Raw genomic sequence first — 16,452 nt, forward strand, 5'->3', positions numbered from 1 at the left:
GGCGTGATCCGGTGTCAACCGGCGAGGCGGGTGGTCCGCGCTTTAGCCTTGGCGCATGAGCCTCACCGACGAGCTGCTGCGGCCGCTGCAGGCCTCGCCCGCCAAGCCGTTGATCACCCACTACGACGACCAGCTCGGCAGCCGCGTCGAGCTGTCCGTGGCGACGACCGTGAACTGGGCCGCGAAGACGGCCAACTGGCTGACCGAGGAGTTCGACGTCGAGCCGGGCGACGCCGTCGCCGTGCAGCTGCCGGCGCACTGGCAGACCGTCGGCGTGCTGCTCGGCGCGTGGTGGAGCGGTGCCCGCGTGGTGCGCGAAGGCACCGGCGCGCGGGTGGCGTTCGTCGGGCCGGACGACCCGGAACCGACCGGCGCGGCCGCGACCGCCGTCGTGACGCTCGACCCGATGGGCCGCGGCCTCGACGAGCCGCCGGGCGGCGGCGCGTTCGACTACCTCACCGAGGCGCGAATGGCGGGCGACCAGTACCGCCCGCTGTTCCCGGTCCCCGGCGACACGGCGGCGCTGTTCGAGTCCACAGTGGACGAGATCCTCGCGGAAGCCCGCGCCCGCGCGGCGAAGCTCGGCCTGAGCGCGGACGACCGCGTGCTGTCCACACGCGACTGGAGCGGGCCGGAGGGCATCCTCGACGGCCTGCTCGTCCCCCTCGCCGCCGGCGCGCACCTGGTGCACGTCAGCAACGCGGACCCGGCCAAGCTGTCCGCCCGCCGCGAGGCCGAGCGCACCACGGCCGACCTCCCCGCCTGAAAGCCGTGAATGCCACATTGAGGGACACTAGGTCCCTCAATGTGGCATTCACGGACTACGGGGTTACGCGTTCTGGAGTTCGCCGACCTCGGTGTCGCGGCGGGCGCGTTTGCGGCCCCACAGCAGGTGGTCCAGCGTCAAGCGGCCGCCGTTGAAGCCGAGGGCGAGGCCGGCGAGCGCGAGCACCAGGACCAGCTCGTAGCCGCCCTGGCCGGTCAGGCCGTTGTCGATGTGCACCGAGAGCAGCGCGCCGACCGAGATCACGACGTAGCCGACGCCGACCAGCGGCATCAGGAACCCGGCGATGAACGCGATCGAGCCGAGGATCTCGACGGTCATGGCGAAGATCGCGGCGACCGTGGGCAGCGGGATGCCCGTCATGGCGAAGAACTTCGCCGTGCCGTCGACGCCGTTGTTCCACTTCTGGATCCCGTGCGCGAGGAAGACGACCGCGACGCCGATCCTCCCCAGCAACAGGGCCACGTCCTTGAATCGTCCGAACATCCGTGCCCACTCCCGATCGGTGAAATTTCAACTGACCCGACCCAAAGTAGGGCACCCGGCACCGGTGATCGAAGCTCCGGAGGGTGATCGACAGGGAACCGACAGGGACGACGGAGGCCCTGAAAACCGGTTTCGCGCGGGCCCGCCGCGGGCTATCTTCGGCCTGACCTGCGTCCACGACCGCGAGGAGACCCCGATGCGCCGACAGACCGTCCGACCCGGCCTGTCCACCGCATCCCAGAGGACCTCCCGCACCCGTGAAAACCCTGAACATCGGCATTCTCGCGCACGTCGACGCCGGTAAGACCAGCCTGACCGAGCGCCTGCTCTTCGAGGCCGGCGCCATCGCCCGGCTCGGCAGCGTCGACGGCGGCGACACCCAGACCGACTCCCTGGACCTCGAACGCCGTCGCGGCATCACCATCCGCTCCGCGGTGGCCTCCTTCGTGACCGGCGGCACCCGGATCACGCTGATCGACACCCCAGGCCACTCCGACTTCATCGCCGAGGTCGAACGCGCGCTGCGGGTGCTCGACGGCGCCGTCCTCGTGGTGTCCGCCGTCGAAGGCGTCCAGGCCCAGACCCGCGTGCTGATGCGGACGCTGCGCCGCCTCGGCATCCCGACGCTGATCTTCGTGAACAAGATCGACCGGCCGGGCGCGCGTGACCTGCTCGACGACGTCCGCGCGAAGCTGGCGCCGCGGGCGATCGCGCTGAACGCCGCTACGTCGTCCGACGAGCTGGCCGAGCTGCTGGCCGACGGCGACGACGCCTTCCTGGAGTCCTATGTGGACGACCAGGTCGACGCCGCGGCCTGCCGCGCCGAGCTGGCCCGGCAGGTCGCCCGCGGCACGCTGCACCCGGTGCTGTCCGGCTCGGCGATCACCGGCGCGGGCGTCGCGGACCTCGTCACGGCGATGGCCGAGCTGCTCCCGGCCACCGAACGCACCGGCGACGGGCCGCTCTCCGCGACGGTGTTCAAGATCGACCGCGGCCGCGCCGGCGAGAAGATCGCCTACGCCCGGCTGTACTCCGGCGCGCTGGCGCCGCGCCAGCGGATCTCTTTCTACCGCGGCGAAACCGCGCTCACCGGACGCGTCTCGGCGGTCGAGGTCGCCGGGGACGAGGTGGCGCTCGCCGGCGACGTCGCCCGGCTGCGCGGCCTGCGTGACGTCCGGATCGGCGACCGGCTCGGCTCCCCCGGCGGCGCGCGCGAAGGCGTGTTCGCGCCGCCGAGCCTGGAGAGCGTGGTGCGGCCGGTCCGGCCCGAGCAGACCGCGGCGCTGTTCACGGCCCTGACGCGACTGTCCGAAGAGGACCCGTTGATCGACGTCCGCCGTCGCGGTCACGACCTCTCCGTGCGGCTCTACGGCGAAGTGCAGAAGGAGGTGCTGCGCTCGATGCTGGCCGAGGGTGCCGGGATCGACGTCGAGTTCGAGCCGACGAGCACCCTGTACGTCGAGAAGCCGGTGGGTATCGGTGCGTCGGTCGAGGAGATGGATCCCGCGCAGCGGCTGTACTTCTTCGCGACGGTCGGGCTGCGCGTCGAGCCGGGGCCGGGCGTCACGTTCGGCCTGTCGGTGGAGCTGGGCTCGCTGCCGCTGGCGTTCCACAAGGCGATCGAGGAGACCGTCCACAGCACGCTCGACCAGGGGCTGCACGGCTGGGAAGTGCTCGACTGCGCGGTGACGTTGACGCACACGGCGTTCTTCAGCCCGCTCAGCGCCGCGGGCGACTTCCGCAAGATGACGCCGTTGGTGCTGATGGCGGCGCTGCGCGAGGCCGGGACGCGGGTGTACGAGCCGGTGCACCGCTTCGAGCTGGAGATCCCGCCGAACGCCGTCAGCGCGGCGCTGCTCAAGCTGGCGGAGCTGCGGGCGGTGCCCGGCGAACCCGCCATGGGCGCGGCGTCGTGCACGCTGCACGGCACCATCCCGGCCGGTCACGTCGACGAGTTCGCCCAAGCCCTGCCCGCGCTCACGCAGGGCGAGGGCGTCTTCCTGAGCGAGTTCGACGACTACCGGCCGTACCCCGGGAAGCCGCCGGCACGCCCGCGCACGGGCGAGAACCCCTTGGACCGCAAGGAGTACCTCGCCCAGCTGGCGCGGCGTTAGCGCTTGTGGGCCCAGGCCGCGCCGAAGCAGTAGGCGCCGAACGCGGCGAAGCCGAGGGCCACCACACTGAGCAGCACGGTGCCGAAGGGCTGGGCGGCGAGCGTCTTCAGGGCGGCGTCCAGCCCGCCGGCCTTGTTCGGGTCGGCGTTGAACCCCGCGTAGGCGAGGAGGACCGCGACGATCGCCAGCACGACGCCCTTGGCGAGGTAGCCGGCCTGGCCGAGCCAGGTGACCCAGCGCTTGGTCTTGCCCGGCAGGTCGTTCATGTCGAGGTCTTCCAGGAACTTCTTCTTGACGCCCTTGACCCCGGACGCGATCGCGACACCGAGCACGGCCGCGGCGGCGATGACCACCAGCGCCGGCCCGAACGGGAGCTGCAGCAGCTTGGCCGTGAACTCCTGCTGGGTCTGGTTGCTCGAACCCCCGCTGCCGCTGCCGATGGCGATCTTGAAGGCGGAGAAGCCCAGCGCGATCACGACGACACCACGCGCGCCGGCGCCGATCCGCTTGCGCGTCCGCTTGCCGCCGCTGACCCACGTGTACCCGACGGCGGCCATCATGAACTGCCAGAGGCCGAAGAGCACCAGGCCGAGGGCGAGCACCCAGAGCAGGACCTGCCCGAACGCCTTCGAGCCGATCTCCTGCAGGGCACCTTTCTGGTCGGCCTGTTCGCCGCTGCCGAACGCGACCTGCAGGGCGAGGTAGGCGAGGACGAGGTGGACCAGGCCGTAACAGGCCATCCCGATCCGGCCGAGCAACTGCGCGGTATCGGTCTTTTCGCCTCGTTGGGCCGTGGCCGCTGTCCGGTTCATGCCTGCTGGGTACCCAGTGCGAAGCCCGATCGGCTGCGCCATGCGGCCTAATCGCCCACCGTGATGGGACGATTCCCGGATGGACGCGCGACTGGTCGTAGTCGGCGCTCCAGCAGCCCGGCAGTGTCTAGGCGGGGCGGCGGCGCTCTTCGTCGAGGCGGGTCCAGCCGCCGTTGACGGCGAGCAGCGTCAGCACCTCTTCCGCCTGCTCGGCGAACCGCGCGAGGTCGTCGTGGAGCAGTGCCGCGCGCTCGCTGTCGAGCTGGTCGAAGTCGTCCCACCAGAGGCCGATCGCGGTGCCGGCGGTGAGGACGAGCCCCTGCACTAGACGCAGGAAGCCGGCCGACGGCTCGGCGGTGGCGTCGCGGTAGGACGTCTCGATCTCGTCGCAGGCCGCGAGGAGGTCCCGCAGCTGGGCGACCGCGCCGGCCGGGGTGCCGTCCCAGGCCGCCGTGGGCCAGGCGCGGTCGGACAGCTCGAGCCACAGCCGCCAGCCGGCGACCAGCTCGGCTTCGTCACGGGGTGTCCAGGACGCGGGGACCGGCCAGTACATGCTTCGAGCGTGACACCGCCGGGGCGGAAATCCGCCCCGGCGGTGGGTTATATCTCATGTGGCGTAGCTCAGCTGATCACCGGCGGCACCAGCACGCAGGGCGGCGTCTTCGCGTGCGCCGGGTCGAGGGCGTTGAGCACCAGCCCCTGGGCGACCGGGTCGTAGGTGATGCCGAGGTGGTCGGTGAAGTCGAGCCCGCAGACGTTCTGCAGCAGGATGTTCTTCACGTTCGGCGCGGCCTTCAGGTAAGCGCTCGTGTACGGCGTCACGACGTCGTCGTAGCGCGTCTGGATCACGGTGTAGTCGATGCCGGGCACGGTCTCGCCGCCGGCGTTGAGGTCGGTGAGGAAGGCCGACCCGACAGCCTGCTCGTTGCACGACTGGCACACGCTGCCGAGCACGGCCGGCACCCCCGGGATCATTTCGAGCGTGCTCAGCAGGCCGAAGAGGTCGGTCCCGTGGTTGGACGGCGACAGCCCGACGAGCCGGCTGATCTTGTCCGCGCCACCGAGGTACTTGATCCAGTACCGGATGTTCATCCCGCCCTGCGAGTGCCCGACGACGTCGAGTTTCGCGGCCCCGGTCGCGTTCAGAATCTTGTCCCCGAAGGCGGCAAGCGCTTTCGCGGTGTCGGCGATCGGCCCGACGGTCTGCAGGAACGTCCCGGGCGTCCCGCCGAAGTTGCCGGCGAAGACGCAGTACCCGGCGTTGGCGAGCTTCTGGGACAGGTTGGCCCAGTTCTCGTAGGCGTTGGCGGTGGTCCCGTTCGAGAGGAGCACGGGATTGGGGTGCTTGGCGGACGGTTTGCAGTTCCAGTCGTTCGTCCCGGGCGGCGCGATGGTCGGCGCCCCGAGCGAGTAGACGGCGGCGGTGAGGATGTTGGGCTGCACGGGCCCGGTGGGTTCCTTGACCGCTGCTTGGGCCGTGGTGGCCCCCAGTACGAGCGCGGCCGTCACGGCCATCCCGGCGACCAGCCACCGGCGCGTCCTCAAGCCCATCCAATTCACCTCTCTGTGAACCGACGGTGACCTGCATCACCACACTCATTAACGCGCGGGTAACTTGTCCGGACACTCCCCCTGGTGAGTGATTTTCTTTCGCACGCTGACCTGCTATGTGTGACACAAGACGGTTCGAGTGACACTCACGAACATGACAAAACGCTTTGACGACCCGGGCGCGGGGCAGTTGGCTTCCGGGGTGGCCAAGCGGCGTTATGTGGCGAGAGGGGTGCCGGGCGGCTACCGGATCTGGGACAACAAGGGCCGCCGCTGGTGGGGCGACCACTACGACCTGTGCCCCGACGACCTCCTGGCCGAGCTCAACGGCGCGAAGGACCCGGCGAAGATGACGGCGCTCCTCAAGAGGCACCGAGCCCAGCGCCGATGAAGCCGGACGCAGGGTTCGCAAGCAGCGGGCCCCGAACCTCCGGCGCTAGCGGCCGCCGATCTTGATCGCGATGTAGGCCAGCAGGATCACGGCGAGGCCGAGCAACACGACGATCGCGATCATGCCGAGCACGAAGCCGTCCGTGGAAGTGGTCACGATCATCGAGTAGTGCTCTGGTCGACCGGTAGTCGACTTCCTGGCGCAGTGCGTTTCAGCCGATCCGGACCGGAAGGCACCCGAGGCGCGGGTCCCGCGCCTTGGCGACACGAAAACGCCCCCGGCGCCAGCAGGCACCGGGGGCGTTCGAGTCTGTCGTGGGTCAGCCCTTGAGCAGGGCCCGGGCCATGACGACCTTCTGGATCTGGTTCGTGCCTTCGTAGATCTGCGTGATCTTGGCGTCGCGCATCATGCGCTCCACCGGGAAGTCGCGGGTGTAGCCGGCGCCGCCGAAGAGCTGGACGGCGTCCGTCGTCACCTCCATCGCGATGTCCGATGCGTACATCTTCGCCGCCGAGGCCATGAAGCCCGCGCGCTTGTCGCCGCGCTCGGAGGCCGCCGCGGAGGCGTAGACCAGGTGGCGGGCCGCCTCGATCTTGGTGCCCATGTCGGCCAGCATGAACTGGACGCCCTGGAACTCCGCGATCGCCTTGCCGAACTGCTTGCGCTCCTTGACGTACGCGATCGCCGCGTCGAGCGCGCCCTGGGCGATGCCCAGCGCCTGCGCGCCGATCGTCGGGCGGGTGTGGTCGAGCGTGCGCAGCGCCGTCTTCAGGCCGGTGCCGGGCTCGCCGATGATGCGGTCCGCCGGGATCGTGCAGTTCTCGAAGTAGATCTCGCGCGTCGGGGAGCCCTTGATGCCGAGCTTCTTCTCCTTCGGGCCGACCGAGAAGCCCGGGTCGTCCTTGTGGACCACGAACGCCGAGATGCCGTTGGCCTTCTTCTCCGCGTCCGGGTCGGTCACGACCATCACGGTGTACCAGGTCGATTCACCCGCGTTGGTGATCCAGCACTTGGTGCCGTTGAGGACCCAGTGGTCACCGTCGAGCCGCGCGCGGGCGCGCATCGACGCGGTGTCCGAGCCCGCTTCGCGCTCCGACAGCGCGTACGAAGCCGACGCCTCGCCCGACGCGATCGAGGGCAGGACCTGCTTCTTCAGCTCTTCCGAGGCCGACAGGATGATCGGCTGGGTACCCAGTTTGTTGACCGCCGGGATCAGCGACGCCGACGCGTCGACGCGGGCGACCTCTTCGATGACGATGCAGGCGCCGACGGCGTCCGCGCCCTGGCCGTCGTACTCCTCGCCGATGTGGACGGCGTTGAAGCCCGACTTCACCAGCGCGTTGTACGCCTCGATCGGGTAGCGCTCGTTCTCGTCGACCTCGGCCGCGTACGGCGCGATCTCCTTCTCGGCCAGGGCCCGGACCGCGGCCCGCAGCTCCTCGTGCTCCTCGGCAAGCTGGTACAGGCCGTCGGTCACTTCCGGTCACCTTCTCTACGACGTCGGGAGGGGTTCCGTCGATGTTAGCGCTCGTTCACTGACTGCGTCGGCCGTCGTCCTTGTGTCCTTGACCGCAGAATTCGTATGGTCGAGTGATGCCGCTCACCGCGCCGACGACGCCGCCCGGTTTGCCCGTCTCCCTCGACTACCCCGAAGTCCCGGTCGGGTCGATCCTCACCGCGGGCGCGACCCGCTGGGGCGACCGGACCGCCTTCGCCCAGGACGGCCGCAGCCTCACCTTCACCGAGACCCACCGCGCCGCCTGCCGGTTCGCGAACGCCCTGATCGAACGCGGCATCGGCCGCGGCGACGTCGTGGCGCTGCACCTGCCGAACTGCCTCGCGTTCCCGATCGCCTACTACGGCACGCTCATGGCCGGGGCCACCTTCAGCCCGACGAACCCGCTGCTCCCGCCGGACGACCTCGCGTTCCAGCTCGCCGACTGCGAGGCCGCGGCCGTCGTCACGTTCGGGCCGGTCGCGGGCGCGCTGGCGAGCGTCGCCGGCCGGATCCCGGCGAAGTTCGCCGTCGTCGTCAACCCGGCGGGTGACCTGCTCGACGGCCAGGTCGAGTTCGAGGCGTTCCACGCCGGGCAGCCGGAGACGCGGCCGGAGGTCGCCATCGCCGTCCACGACGACCTCGCGCACCTCGCCTACACCGGCGGCACCACCGGCCGGTCGAAGGGCGTGCGGCTCACCCACCGCAACGTCGTGGTCAACACCCTCCAGCACTCGTGCTGGGGCTCCGGCTCGGTGCCGGCGCTCGACGCCGACGGCGAGATCACGATCGACCAGATCGGCAGCGAGGACGAGTGGCCCTCGCGGCTCGGCACCGGGATCGCGATCAACCTGACGCCGTGGTTCCACGCGATGGGCATCATCGGCGGGATGAACGCGGCGATCATCGGCGGCACGACGACCGTGCTCCACGCGCGCTTCGACCCGGCCGCCTACATCGCCGACGCCGAACGCCTGCGCGTCACCGGTCTCGGCGGCGCGCCCGCGCTGTTCGCGGCGCTGCTCGCGACGCCGTCCTTCCACACCGCGGACCTCTCGTCGGTGCGGTCGATCGGTTCCGGCGCGGCGCCGATGAACCACGCGATGATCAACGCGCTGCGCGAGCGCTTCCCGGGCGTGGTCGTCGCCGAGGGCTACGGCCTCACCGAGGCGACGATGGGCGCGATCATCTCGCCGACGTACCGCTCGGGCACCCGCAAGGTCGGCTCGGTGGGCGTCCCGATCTTCGACACGCAGGTCAAGGTCGTCCCGGCCGAGGGCGGCGAGGACCCGGTCCCGGCGGGCGAGCGGGGCGAGGTCTGCCTGCGCGGCCCGCAGATCATGCAGGGCTACCGCAACCGTCCGGAGGAGACGGCGGCCGCGCTGGTCGACGGCTGGCTCCACACGGGCGACATCGGCATCCTCGACGAGGACGGCTACCTGTCCATCGTGGACCGCAAGAAGGACATGCTGCTGTACAAGGGGTACAACGTCTTCCCGCGCGAGCTGGAGGAGCTGCTGATCACGATGCCGGGCGTCGCGGCGGCCGCGGTCGTCGGCCGCCCGGACACCGAGGTCGGCGAGCTGCCGGTGGCGTTCGTGGTGCCGCAGGGAGAGCTCGACGCCGACGAGCTGATGGCCGCGATCAACGAGAAGGTCGTGCCGTACAAGCGGTTGCGGGAGATCCACGTCGTCGAGCAGATCCCGGTGTCCGCCGCCGGGAAGGTCCTCAAGCGGCAGCTGCGGGACCAGCTGCCGGCCAAGCTCGACTGAGGTCGGCTGTCAGGCCAGGCGGTCGCCGGAGAGGTGGGTGGCCGCCTGCTTCACGTGCCTGAGCAGCGGGGAGACCTCCATGCTCTGCAGGCCCGGCAGGGAGCCGATCTGGTCGGAGGTGAACTCGAACAGTTCGTCCAGGTCCCGGCAGTGCGCGACCGCGTGGAGGTTGTGCGGGCCGGTCACCGCCGCGGCGAAGGCGATTTCCGGCAGCCGGGCCAGGGCGCGGCCCAGGGTCTTGACCGCCGACGGGTGCACGCGCAGCCAGAGGTTCGCTCCCGCGTGGTAGCCCAGCGCCGTCGCGGCGAGCTCGACGTCGATGTGGACGGCCCGGCGCTCCAGCAGCGTCCGCAAGCGGCGTGCCGCGCGCCCGGGCGTGAGGTCCGCCGCCGCGGCCAGGTCGACCAGGCTCGCGCGGCCGTCCTCGGCGAGCACGGCGAGCAACCGCTCGTCGCCGGGTGTGAGGCGCACCGGCTCGCGGGCCACGACCGGGGCCTCCGTGAACGGCTCGCCGCCGGTCCCCAGCGCGGCCTCCTGCTCCGGCGTCAGCGTGCCGCGCAAGGCGGCCCAGTAGTGGCCGCGGCCGCCCATGAACTGGCGCAGCATCGCGGCCGCCTGGATGTCCAGGACGGCCGCCGTGCGCGGGAGCTGCCTGCCGAGCAGGTCGTCGCGCTGTTCCTGGCTGCGGGACCGGACCGCGCAGGTGATCTCGGCCCCCGCGGCGCACAGCGCCACCCAGCTGACGTCCTCGCGCTTCGCGAGCGCGTCGGCGATGGCCGCGACGCTGCCCGGACGGCAGCGCAACCGCACCAGCCACTTGCTCTGCCCCAGCGCGCCCGGGTCGACGATGCCGGCCACCCGGACGATGCCGTCGGCCCGCAGCCGCCGGTAGCGCCGGCCGACCGCGGCTTCGGTGAGCCCGAGCGCCTCGGCGATCGCGGCGAACGACGCCCGCGGAGCGACCTGCAGCGCCCGCAGGAGACGCACATCCTCCGGCGATGCGGCGACGGATTCGGCCATCAACGCTCCTCCTGTCGAGGCAATCCTACAAATCACCCCGGCGAACGCGCGGTGCAGACGTCAGCGCGGTGAGACTGGGAAGCCGAACCCGAGGAGACGAAATGACCGAACCCACCGAACCCACCGCCCTCGTCGTCGGCGCGTCCCGCGGCCTCGGCCACGCGATCGCCACCGAGCTCTTCGACCGCGGGTGGCACGTCATCGGCACCGTCCGGGACACCACCGCCCGCACACCCCTGCACGACCTGGCGGACCGCTCCGGCGGCCGCGTCGAGGTCGAGCACCTCGACATCACCGAACCCGGGCAGCTGCCGCCCCTGCACGAGCGGCTCGCGCACCGGCGGCTCGACGTGCTCTTCATCAACGCCGGGACGACCAACAACCCGCAGACGCCGGTCGGCGAGGTCTCCACCGCCGACTTCGTCGACGTGATGGTCACCAACGCGCTCAGCCCGATGCGCGTCGTCGAGGCGCTCCGGGACCTCGTGCCGCCGGACGGGCTCATCGGCGCGATGTCTTCCGGCCAGGGCAGCATCGCGAACAACACCGCCGGCTCGCGCGAGGTCTACCGCAGCAGCAAGGCGGCGCTGAACATGTTCATGCGCAGCTTCGCGGCCCGCCCGGCCGAGGCCGAGCGCGCGCTCGTCGTCATCGCCCCCGGCTGGATCCGCACGGCTCTCGGCGGGCCGGACGCGCCGTTCACCATGGAAGAGACCGTCCCGCTGATCGTCGACGTGCTCTTGGCGAAGCGCGGCAAGCCCGGCCTCGAGTTCCTCGATCGCAACGGCGAAACCGTGCCGTGGTGACCGGCGAGTGACCGGCTAGTGGCCGGCCTTCGCGCGCAGGGCCGCGTCCTTGTCCAGGACCAGCTTCTCCAGGTCCAGCTGGAACTGCGTCATCTTCGACCGCAGGCCCTCGTCGGACGCGGCCAGGATGCGGACCGCCAGCAGGCCCGCGTTGCGCGCGCCGCCGACGGAGACCGTGGCCACCGGGACGCCCGCCGGCATCTGGACGATCGACAGCAGCGAGTCCAGGCCGTCCAGGTACTTCAGCGGCACGGGGACGCCGATCACCGGGAGGACGGTCGCCGAGGCGACCATGCCCGGGAGGTGGGCCGCGCCGCCCGCGCCCGCGATGATCACCCGGATGCCGCGCGCCACCGCCGACGTCGCGTAGTCCAGCATGCGCTGCGGGGTGCGGTGCGCCGAGTAGACGCCGACCTCGTAGCCGACGCCGAACTCGTCCAGCGCCGCGCCGGCCGCTTCCAGCACCGGCCAGTCCGAGTCGCTGCCCATGATCACGCCCACCTGCGGCGCCATAGCTGTTCTCCTAGTGGATCTCGTGGCCGTCGAGCCAGACGGCGTGGGACAGCCAGTGCGCCGAGAGCAGCGCGCGGTTGCGCAGGTCGTCCAGGCGCTCGCCGGTGAAGTTGACGTGCCCGAGCTTGCGGCCCGGCCGCTCCTGCTTGCCGTACAGGTGCACCCGCGCCTCCGGGTACCGCGCGAAGAGGTGGTGCAGCCGCTCGTCCGGCCCCATCTCGGGCAGCACCGGCGCGCCCAGCACGTTCGCCATCACGCACGCGGGCGCGACCATGTCGGTGCGGCCCAGCGGGTAGTCGAGCACCGCCCGCAGGTGCTGCTCGAACTGCGAGGTGCGCGAGCCGTCCATCGTCCAGTGCCCGGAGTTGTGCGGGCGCATCGCGAGCTCGTTGACCAGCAGGCCGGTGTCGGTCTCGAACAGCTCGACCGCCAGCAGGCCGGTGACGTCCAGCGTCGACGCGACGCGCAGCGCGAGGTCCTGCGCCTCGTGGACCCGCGCGTCCGAGAGACCCGGCGCCGGCGCGAGGACCTCGGTGTTGATGCCGCCGGTCTGGACGGTCTCGACCACGGGGTACGCCGCGCCCTGGCCGAAAGGTGAGCGGGCGACGAGCGCGGCCAGCTCCCGCCGCATCGCCACCTTCTCCTCGACCAGCAGCGGCGTGCCCGCCGCCAAGAGCTCCGGCACGGTCTCGCGGGCCTGCTGCGCGGTGTCGAGCATCCAGACGCCGCGGCCGTCGTAACCGCCGGTGGACGCCTTGAGCACCACGGGCCAGCCGTGCTCGCCGCCGAACGCCAGCACGTCGTCCACAGTGGACACCTCGGCGAAGGCGGGGCCCGGCACGCCCATGCCGGCCATCATCTCGCGCATCACCAGCTTGTTCTGCGCGAAGCCCAGCGCGGACGGCGCCGGCCGGATGACGTAACCCTCCATGGCCAGCGTCAGCAGGTGCTCACCCGGCACGTGCTCGTGGTCGAACGTGAGCACGTCGACCGAGGCCGCGAACGCCCGCAGTGCCTCGAGATCGGTGTGGTGGCCCTGCACGACGTCGCCGGCGACGAGCCCGGCGGACTCGTTTTCGCCCGCGGCGAGGACGCGCAGTGACTGACCGAGGGAGATCGCCGCCTGGTGGGTCATCCGGGCGAGCTGCCCGCCGCCCACCATGCCCACGACGGGCAGACCGGTGTGTTTGTCCATAGCGACACCAGACTAAACGGTGACCACCTGCGGTGACCGCCGGACCAGCCGTAGCTCACGCACCGCGAGCCCGACGATCCCCGCCGCCGCCGCGAGCACGTACGCGTTGCCGAGGACCGAAAGGCCCAGGCCCCAGCCGAACTCCGTGTCACCGCCGTTGGGCACGAGCATCACGATCTGCGAGGCGAACAGCATCGCGACCGCCGCCGCGGCCCAGCGGCGGCCCTTCACCAGCAGCAGCGTGATCAAGGGCACGCACCAGACCCAGTGGTGCGACCACGACACCGGCGACAGCAGCAGCCCGTAGAACGCCGTCACCAGCAGCGCCGCCGCGTCTTCGCCGCGCCGGTGCAGCCGCACCACCAGCCACACCGCGGGCACGGCCAGCACCGCCGCCACCCCGACCGCCACCGCCAGCGACCAGGGCGCGAGTTCCGAAGCCCGGCTGACCAGCCCGTTGAGCGACTGGTTGAAGATCCAGTGCACCGACCCGACCCGGCTCGGGTCGGTCGCCGAATCCCGCCAGAACCGCAGCGCGTCGACCGGGATGACCGCGAACATCACCGCTTCCAGTGCGACGAACGTGCCCAGCGCGCGCAGCCCGTCCTTCCACCGGCCGGTGAAGAACAGGTGCGGCACGAAGATCAGCGGCGTGAGCTTGATCGCCGCCGCCACGCCGATCAGCACGCCCGCCCAGCGCGACCGCCGCGCCGAGAGCACCAGGACGTCCAGCACCACGAACGCCATCAGTATCAAGTTGATCTGGCCCAGGAACAGCGTCTTCCACACCGGTTCCAGCGCCAGAGCGGCGGCCGTTCCCGCCGGCAGCGCCCACCACGCGGGTGAGCGCCCCGGCGACGACGAAACCACCGTGATCACGACCATAAGGGCGACCACCGACAAAAACGCGATCACGCCCCAGACCAGGCCGGACGGCACGAGCGCGAACGGCAGGAACAGCGGCGCCGCGGCCGGGGTGTAGGTGAACGGCAGCCGCACCCAGTCGGGCAGCGCGGTCAGCACGTCGCGGGTGTAGAGCGGGTCGCCGTGGACCAGCGTCAGCGCGCCGGCCCGGTACACCGCGCTGTCCGCGCCCAGGTGCCACCCGGCCAGCCAGGCGAGGACCCCGAACGCGAGGACGAGGAGTGCGAGGACCCCGGCGAGAACCCGGCCGGTGCGGGCCTCAGACGCCGGTGGGGACGTCGACATGCTCGCCGGCCGCCGCCTTCTTCTTCCGGGCCCGCCGCTGCAGGCCCCAGCGCAGCGCCAGCGCCAGCGCGAGCACCACCGGCATCAGGATGTACGCGTCGCCCAGCACGTTCTGCCAGACCGTCCAGTGCAGCTCGACGTTGCGCCCGTTGGGCAGGATCAGCAGCACGCAGCTGACGAACACGAACGCCGCCAGGAACGTCCCGACCCAGCGCTTCCACGCCGTCGCCGGGGTCGTCTTCGGCAGCCGCGACACCAGCAGCACGATCAGCGGGACCACCCACACCCAGTGGTGCGTCCACGAGATCGGCGAGATCAGCAGCGTCCAGAACGCCGTCACCAGCAGCGCGGCCAGCGCCTGGCCCTTGCGGTGGAACCGGATGAGCAGCCACAGGGCCGGGATGGCGAGCAGGAAGCCGATGCCCATGGCCGCCTTCGACGCCCACGGCGCGAGGTCGGTGGCCCGGTTCATCAGCGCGTTCAGGGACTGGTTGCCGGCCCAGTGCACCGGCCCGATCCGGCCGGTGTCGGGCAGCGTGATGGTCCAGTACTTGGCCGCGTCGTGCGCGTTGATCAGGAACATCAGGCCCTGGAGCAGCACGAACGTCGCCAGCCCGCGCAGCGCGTCCTTGCGGCGGCCGGTGATGAACAGGTGCCCGAGGAACACCAGCGGCGTGAGCTTGATCGCCGCCGCGACACCCACCAGGACGCCGCCCCAGCGACTGCCCCGGGCGCCGATGACCAGCATGTCCAGCAGGATCATGGCCATCAGGATCAGGTTGATCTGGCCGAGGAAGATCGTCCGCCACACCGGCTCGAGGCCGAGGAAGACCAGGAAGAACACGATGGTCGAGCGGGCGGGCGAGGCCCACCAGCGCGGGCCGTCGGCGGCCGGGCGGGGCAGGGCGCCGATCGCGATCCGGATCGAGAGGGCCATCGCGCCCAGCGAGATCGCGGTGATCAGGCCCCAGGAGATCTGCGTCGGGAACGCCGCGAGCGGGACGAAGATCAACGCCGCCGTCGGCGGGTAGGTGAACGGCAGCAGCGCCCACCACGGCTCGTTGGCGAGGGTGTTCGAGTCGTAGAGGGAGTCGCCGTGCAGCAGGGTCAGCGCGCCCGCGCGGTAGACCGCGCTATCGACGCCGAGCACCCAGTCGTGCTGCCAGCCCCAGATGCCGTACCCGATCGCGACCAGCGGGATCACCGACAGGATCAAGATCGACCGCGGGCGCACGGACAGCCGGGCGAGTGACCTCCGCAGGGCCAATCGGTGCGTGGATCTGGCCGCGACTTCGCCGTCGACGTCGGTGGATACGGTCCTGGTCACCGCACCAGGAAATCATGGCGGCCCGGGTCCAGGTCAGAAGGGTCCGGGCGGAACCGGACTTTCCGGGTGTTCTACACCCTCGCGAGGCGCGCCAGCAGGTCGCAGGCCGATTCGTGGGTGGCCGGCAACCGCACCGCCGAGACGCGCGCCTGACCGGCGTCCGCCAGCTGCGCGTCGACCGACAACCGTTCGTGCAACGCCCTCCTCAGCGCGACGCCGTGGGACGCGACCTTGTCGTCGCGCTGGACGAGCGCGGCGACGACCGACGGCCCGAGCGAGGCGACGCTCTGCCCGCTGTCGAACACCGCCCGCAGGGCGTCCGCGACCAGGATCATCCCGGTCAGCCGCGGGAAGCCGGCGACGGTGCTGAGGTCCAGCGAGACGACCAGCAGCATGTGCTCCTCGGCCGCGGGCCGCTCGCGCGCCGCGGCGGCCTGGTAGAGCTCGGCCAGCCGCGTCCGCAGGTAAGCGGCCGAGGGCAGGCCGGTCAACGGGTCGGTGACCTCGGTGTGCACGAGCTGGTCGGTGGCGACGTCCGCCCAGGCCAGCGCCGTCACCCGGAGCAGCCGGGACGGCGTGGCGTCGACGTCGGGTGAGACGAAGCCGTCACCGACGTGGTCGAGCACCGCGTGCAGCGCGGCCAGGTCGGCGAGGGTTTCGGCGAGTCCCGCGCCCGCCGCCGCACGGGCCCGGGCCAGCCCGGCCAGCGCGATCTCGGCGGCTTCGACGCGGCCCTTGTTGAGCACGGCCGCGCAGACGGCGTCGACCTCGGGCAACGCCCAGTCGCTCGGGAAACGCCAGCCCGCGGCGAGGCTCGCCGTGCGCCAGCGGCCGCGCAGGGCGCGGAGGGTGCGGTCGCGCTCGGCGGTGGACGGAACGTCACCGGGGCCGGAACGCGCACCGGTTGCCGGAACTTCCACAGGCCACCGCCCCTTTCGTCCGGTCCGTGTCGATCTTGCTCGGTGCTTCACGATGAG

At 71.4% G+C, this 16,452-nt stretch carries 16 protein-coding genes; 5 read left to right on the plus strand and 11 right to left on the minus strand.

Features of this window, described 5'->3' with window-relative positions; translation table 11 throughout:
* The first annotated feature begins 55 nt into the window (after positions 1-55).
* Positions 56-766: a TIGR03089 family protein gene (locus tag OG570_RS06055; RefSeq protein ID WP_326946257.1), complete on the plus strand. Its 711-nt coding sequence runs from the start codon at positions 56-58 to the stop codon at positions 764-766.
* A 63-nt stretch (positions 767-829) separates the two neighbouring features.
* On the opposite strand, the gene OG570_RS06060 is transcribed toward OG570_RS06055, so the two are convergent.
* Positions 830-1,270: a DoxX family protein gene (locus tag OG570_RS06060; RefSeq protein ID WP_326946256.1), complete on the minus strand. Its 441-nt coding sequence runs from the start codon at positions 1,268-1,270 to the stop codon at positions 830-832.
* A 257-nt stretch (positions 1,271-1,527) separates the two neighbouring features.
* Between OG570_RS06060 and OG570_RS06065 the strand changes: the two genes are divergently transcribed.
* Positions 1,528-3,384, plus strand: coding sequence for a translation factor GTPase family protein (locus OG570_RS06065; RefSeq protein ID WP_326955892.1), 1,857 nt, complete (start codon positions 1,528-1,530; stop codon positions 3,382-3,384).
* On the opposite strand, the gene OG570_RS06070 is transcribed toward OG570_RS06065, so the two are convergent.
* The 3 genes from OG570_RS06070 to OG570_RS06080 all read right to left on the minus strand — a co-directional run bounded on the left by OG570_RS06070 (position 3,381) and on the right by OG570_RS06080 (position 5,747).
* The gene (locus OG570_RS06070; protein WP_326955893.1) at positions 3,381-4,196 is read right to left on the minus strand and encodes a DUF1206 domain-containing protein; all 816 of its coding nucleotides are present in this window, start codon (positions 4,194-4,196) and stop codon (positions 3,381-3,383) included. The genes OG570_RS06065 and OG570_RS06070 overlap by 4 nt on opposite strands.
* A gap of 127 nt (positions 4,197-4,323) precedes the next feature.
* A complete protein-coding gene (locus OG570_RS06075) occupies positions 4,324-4,749 on the minus strand; it encodes a hypothetical protein (RefSeq protein WP_326955894.1) in 426 nt (141 codons plus the stop codon).
* Between the two features lie 68 nt (positions 4,750-4,817).
* Positions 4,818-5,747, minus strand: a complete 930-nt coding sequence (locus OG570_RS06080) for an esterase/lipase family protein (RefSeq protein WP_326955895.1) — start codon at positions 5,745-5,747, stop codon at positions 4,818-4,820.
* Positions 5,748-5,901: 154 nt separating this feature from the next.
* On the opposite strand from OG570_RS06080, the gene OG570_RS06085 reads away from it, so the two are divergent.
* Positions 5,902-6,138, plus strand: a complete 237-nt coding sequence (locus OG570_RS06085; protein WP_326955896.1) for a hypothetical protein — start codon at positions 5,902-5,904, stop codon at positions 6,136-6,138.
* Between the two features lie 319 nt (positions 6,139-6,457).
* Here OG570_RS06085 and OG570_RS06090 read toward each other — a convergent pair whose 3' ends face one another.
* A complete protein-coding gene (locus OG570_RS06090; protein ID WP_247060937.1) occupies positions 6,458-7,615 on the minus strand; it encodes an acyl-CoA dehydrogenase family protein in 1,158 nt (385 codons plus the stop codon).
* Positions 7,616-7,731: 116 nt separating this feature from the next.
* Between OG570_RS06090 and OG570_RS06095 the strand changes: the two genes are divergently transcribed.
* Complete coding sequence (locus OG570_RS06095) at positions 7,732-9,405, plus strand: class I adenylate-forming enzyme family protein (protein WP_326955897.1); 1,674 nt, start codon at positions 7,732-7,734, stop codon at positions 9,403-9,405.
* 9 nt (positions 9,406-9,414) lie between these two features.
* Here OG570_RS06095 and OG570_RS06100 read toward each other — a convergent pair whose 3' ends face one another.
* Positions 9,415-10,425 carry an Lrp/AsnC family transcriptional regulator gene (locus OG570_RS06100; RefSeq protein ID WP_326955898.1) on the minus strand — a complete coding sequence of 337 codons (1,011 nt, stop codon included), beginning with the start codon at positions 10,423-10,425 and terminating at the stop codon, positions 9,415-9,417.
* Between the two features lie 101 nt (positions 10,426-10,526).
* On the opposite strand from OG570_RS06100, the gene OG570_RS06105 reads away from it, so the two are divergent.
* Entirely contained in the window at positions 10,527-11,231 is a 705-nt protein-coding gene (locus tag OG570_RS06105) for an SDR family NAD(P)-dependent oxidoreductase (RefSeq protein ID WP_326946247.1), read from the plus strand.
* A 15-nt stretch (positions 11,232-11,246) separates the two neighbouring features.
* Here OG570_RS06105 and purE read toward each other — a convergent pair whose 3' ends face one another.
* The 5 genes from purE to OG570_RS06130 form a co-directional block, all read right to left on the minus strand.
* The gene (gene purE, locus OG570_RS06110) at positions 11,247-11,744 is read right to left on the minus strand and encodes a 5-(carboxyamino)imidazole ribonucleotide mutase (protein WP_247060933.1); all 498 of its coding nucleotides are present in this window, start codon (positions 11,742-11,744) and stop codon (positions 11,247-11,249) included.
* 10 nt (positions 11,745-11,754) lie between these two features.
* The gene (locus OG570_RS06115; protein ID WP_326955899.1) at positions 11,755-12,939 is read right to left on the minus strand and encodes a 5-(carboxyamino)imidazole ribonucleotide synthase; all 1,185 of its coding nucleotides are present in this window, start codon (positions 12,937-12,939) and stop codon (positions 11,755-11,757) included.
* A gap of 12 nt (positions 12,940-12,951) precedes the next feature.
* Positions 12,952-14,148: a glycosyltransferase 87 family protein gene (locus OG570_RS06120; RefSeq protein WP_326955900.1), complete on the minus strand. Its 1,197-nt coding sequence runs from the start codon at positions 14,146-14,148 to the stop codon at positions 12,952-12,954.
* On the minus strand, positions 14,123-15,475 hold the full coding sequence (locus OG570_RS06125; RefSeq protein WP_326946244.1) for a glycosyltransferase 87 family protein: 1,353 nt from the start codon (positions 15,473-15,475) through the stop codon (positions 14,123-14,125). Before OG570_RS06125 ends, OG570_RS06120 begins: the two co-directional genes overlap by 26 nt.
* Before the next feature lie 71 nt (positions 15,476-15,546).
* Entirely contained in the window at positions 15,547-16,395 is an 849-nt protein-coding gene (locus OG570_RS06130; RefSeq protein WP_326955901.1) for a GGDEF domain-containing protein, read from the minus strand.
* Positions 16,396-16,452: the final 57 nt, after the last annotated feature.

This window comes from Amycolatopsis sp. NBC_01286 (assembly GCF_035982555.1).
Classification (GTDB): Bacteria; Actinomycetota; Actinomycetes; order Mycobacteriales; family Pseudonocardiaceae; genus Amycolatopsis.

Bases quoted from the DNA above. Each gene is read 5' to 3' on its own strand.
- OG570_RS06055 (WP_326946257.1), top strand. From the start codon at position 56: ATGAGCCTCACCGACGAGCTGCTGCGGCCGCTGCAGGCCTCGCCCGCC.
- OG570_RS06095 (WP_326955897.1), top strand. From the start codon at position 7,732: ATGCCGCTCACCGCGCCGACGACGCCGCCCGGTTTGCCCGTCTCCCTC.
- OG570_RS06115 (WP_326955899.1), bottom strand. From the start codon at position 12,939: ATGGACAAACACACCGGTCTGCCCGTCGTGGGCATGGTGGGCGGCGGG.
- OG570_RS06100 (WP_326955898.1), bottom strand. From the start codon at position 10,425: ATGGCCGAATCCGTCGCCGCATCGCCGGAGGATGTGCGTCTCCTGCGG.
- OG570_RS06080 (WP_326955895.1), bottom strand. From the start codon at position 5,747: ATGGGCTTGAGGACGCGCCGGTGGCTGGTCGCCGGGATGGCCGTGACG.
- OG570_RS06075 (WP_326955894.1), bottom strand. From the start codon at position 4,749: ATGTACTGGCCGGTCCCCGCGTCCTGGACACCCCGTGACGAAGCCGAG.
- OG570_RS06105 (WP_326946247.1), top strand. From the start codon at position 10,527: ATGACCGAACCCACCGAACCCACCGCCCTCGTCGTCGGCGCGTCCCGC.
- OG570_RS06060 (WP_326946256.1), bottom strand. From the start codon at position 1,270: ATGTTCGGACGATTCAAGGACGTGGCCCTGTTGCTGGGGAGGATCGGC.
- OG570_RS06120 (WP_326955900.1), bottom strand. From the start codon at position 14,148: ATGTCGACGTCCCCACCGGCGTCTGAGGCCCGCACCGGCCGGGTTCTC.
- purE (WP_247060933.1), bottom strand. From the start codon at position 11,744: ATGGCGCCGCAGGTGGGCGTGATCATGGGCAGCGACTCGGACTGGCCG.
- OG570_RS06070 (WP_326955893.1), bottom strand. From the start codon at position 4,196: ATGAACCGGACAGCGGCCACGGCCCAACGAGGCGAAAAGACCGATACC.
- OG570_RS06085 (WP_326955896.1), top strand. From the start codon at position 5,902: ATGACAAAACGCTTTGACGACCCGGGCGCGGGGCAGTTGGCTTCCGGG.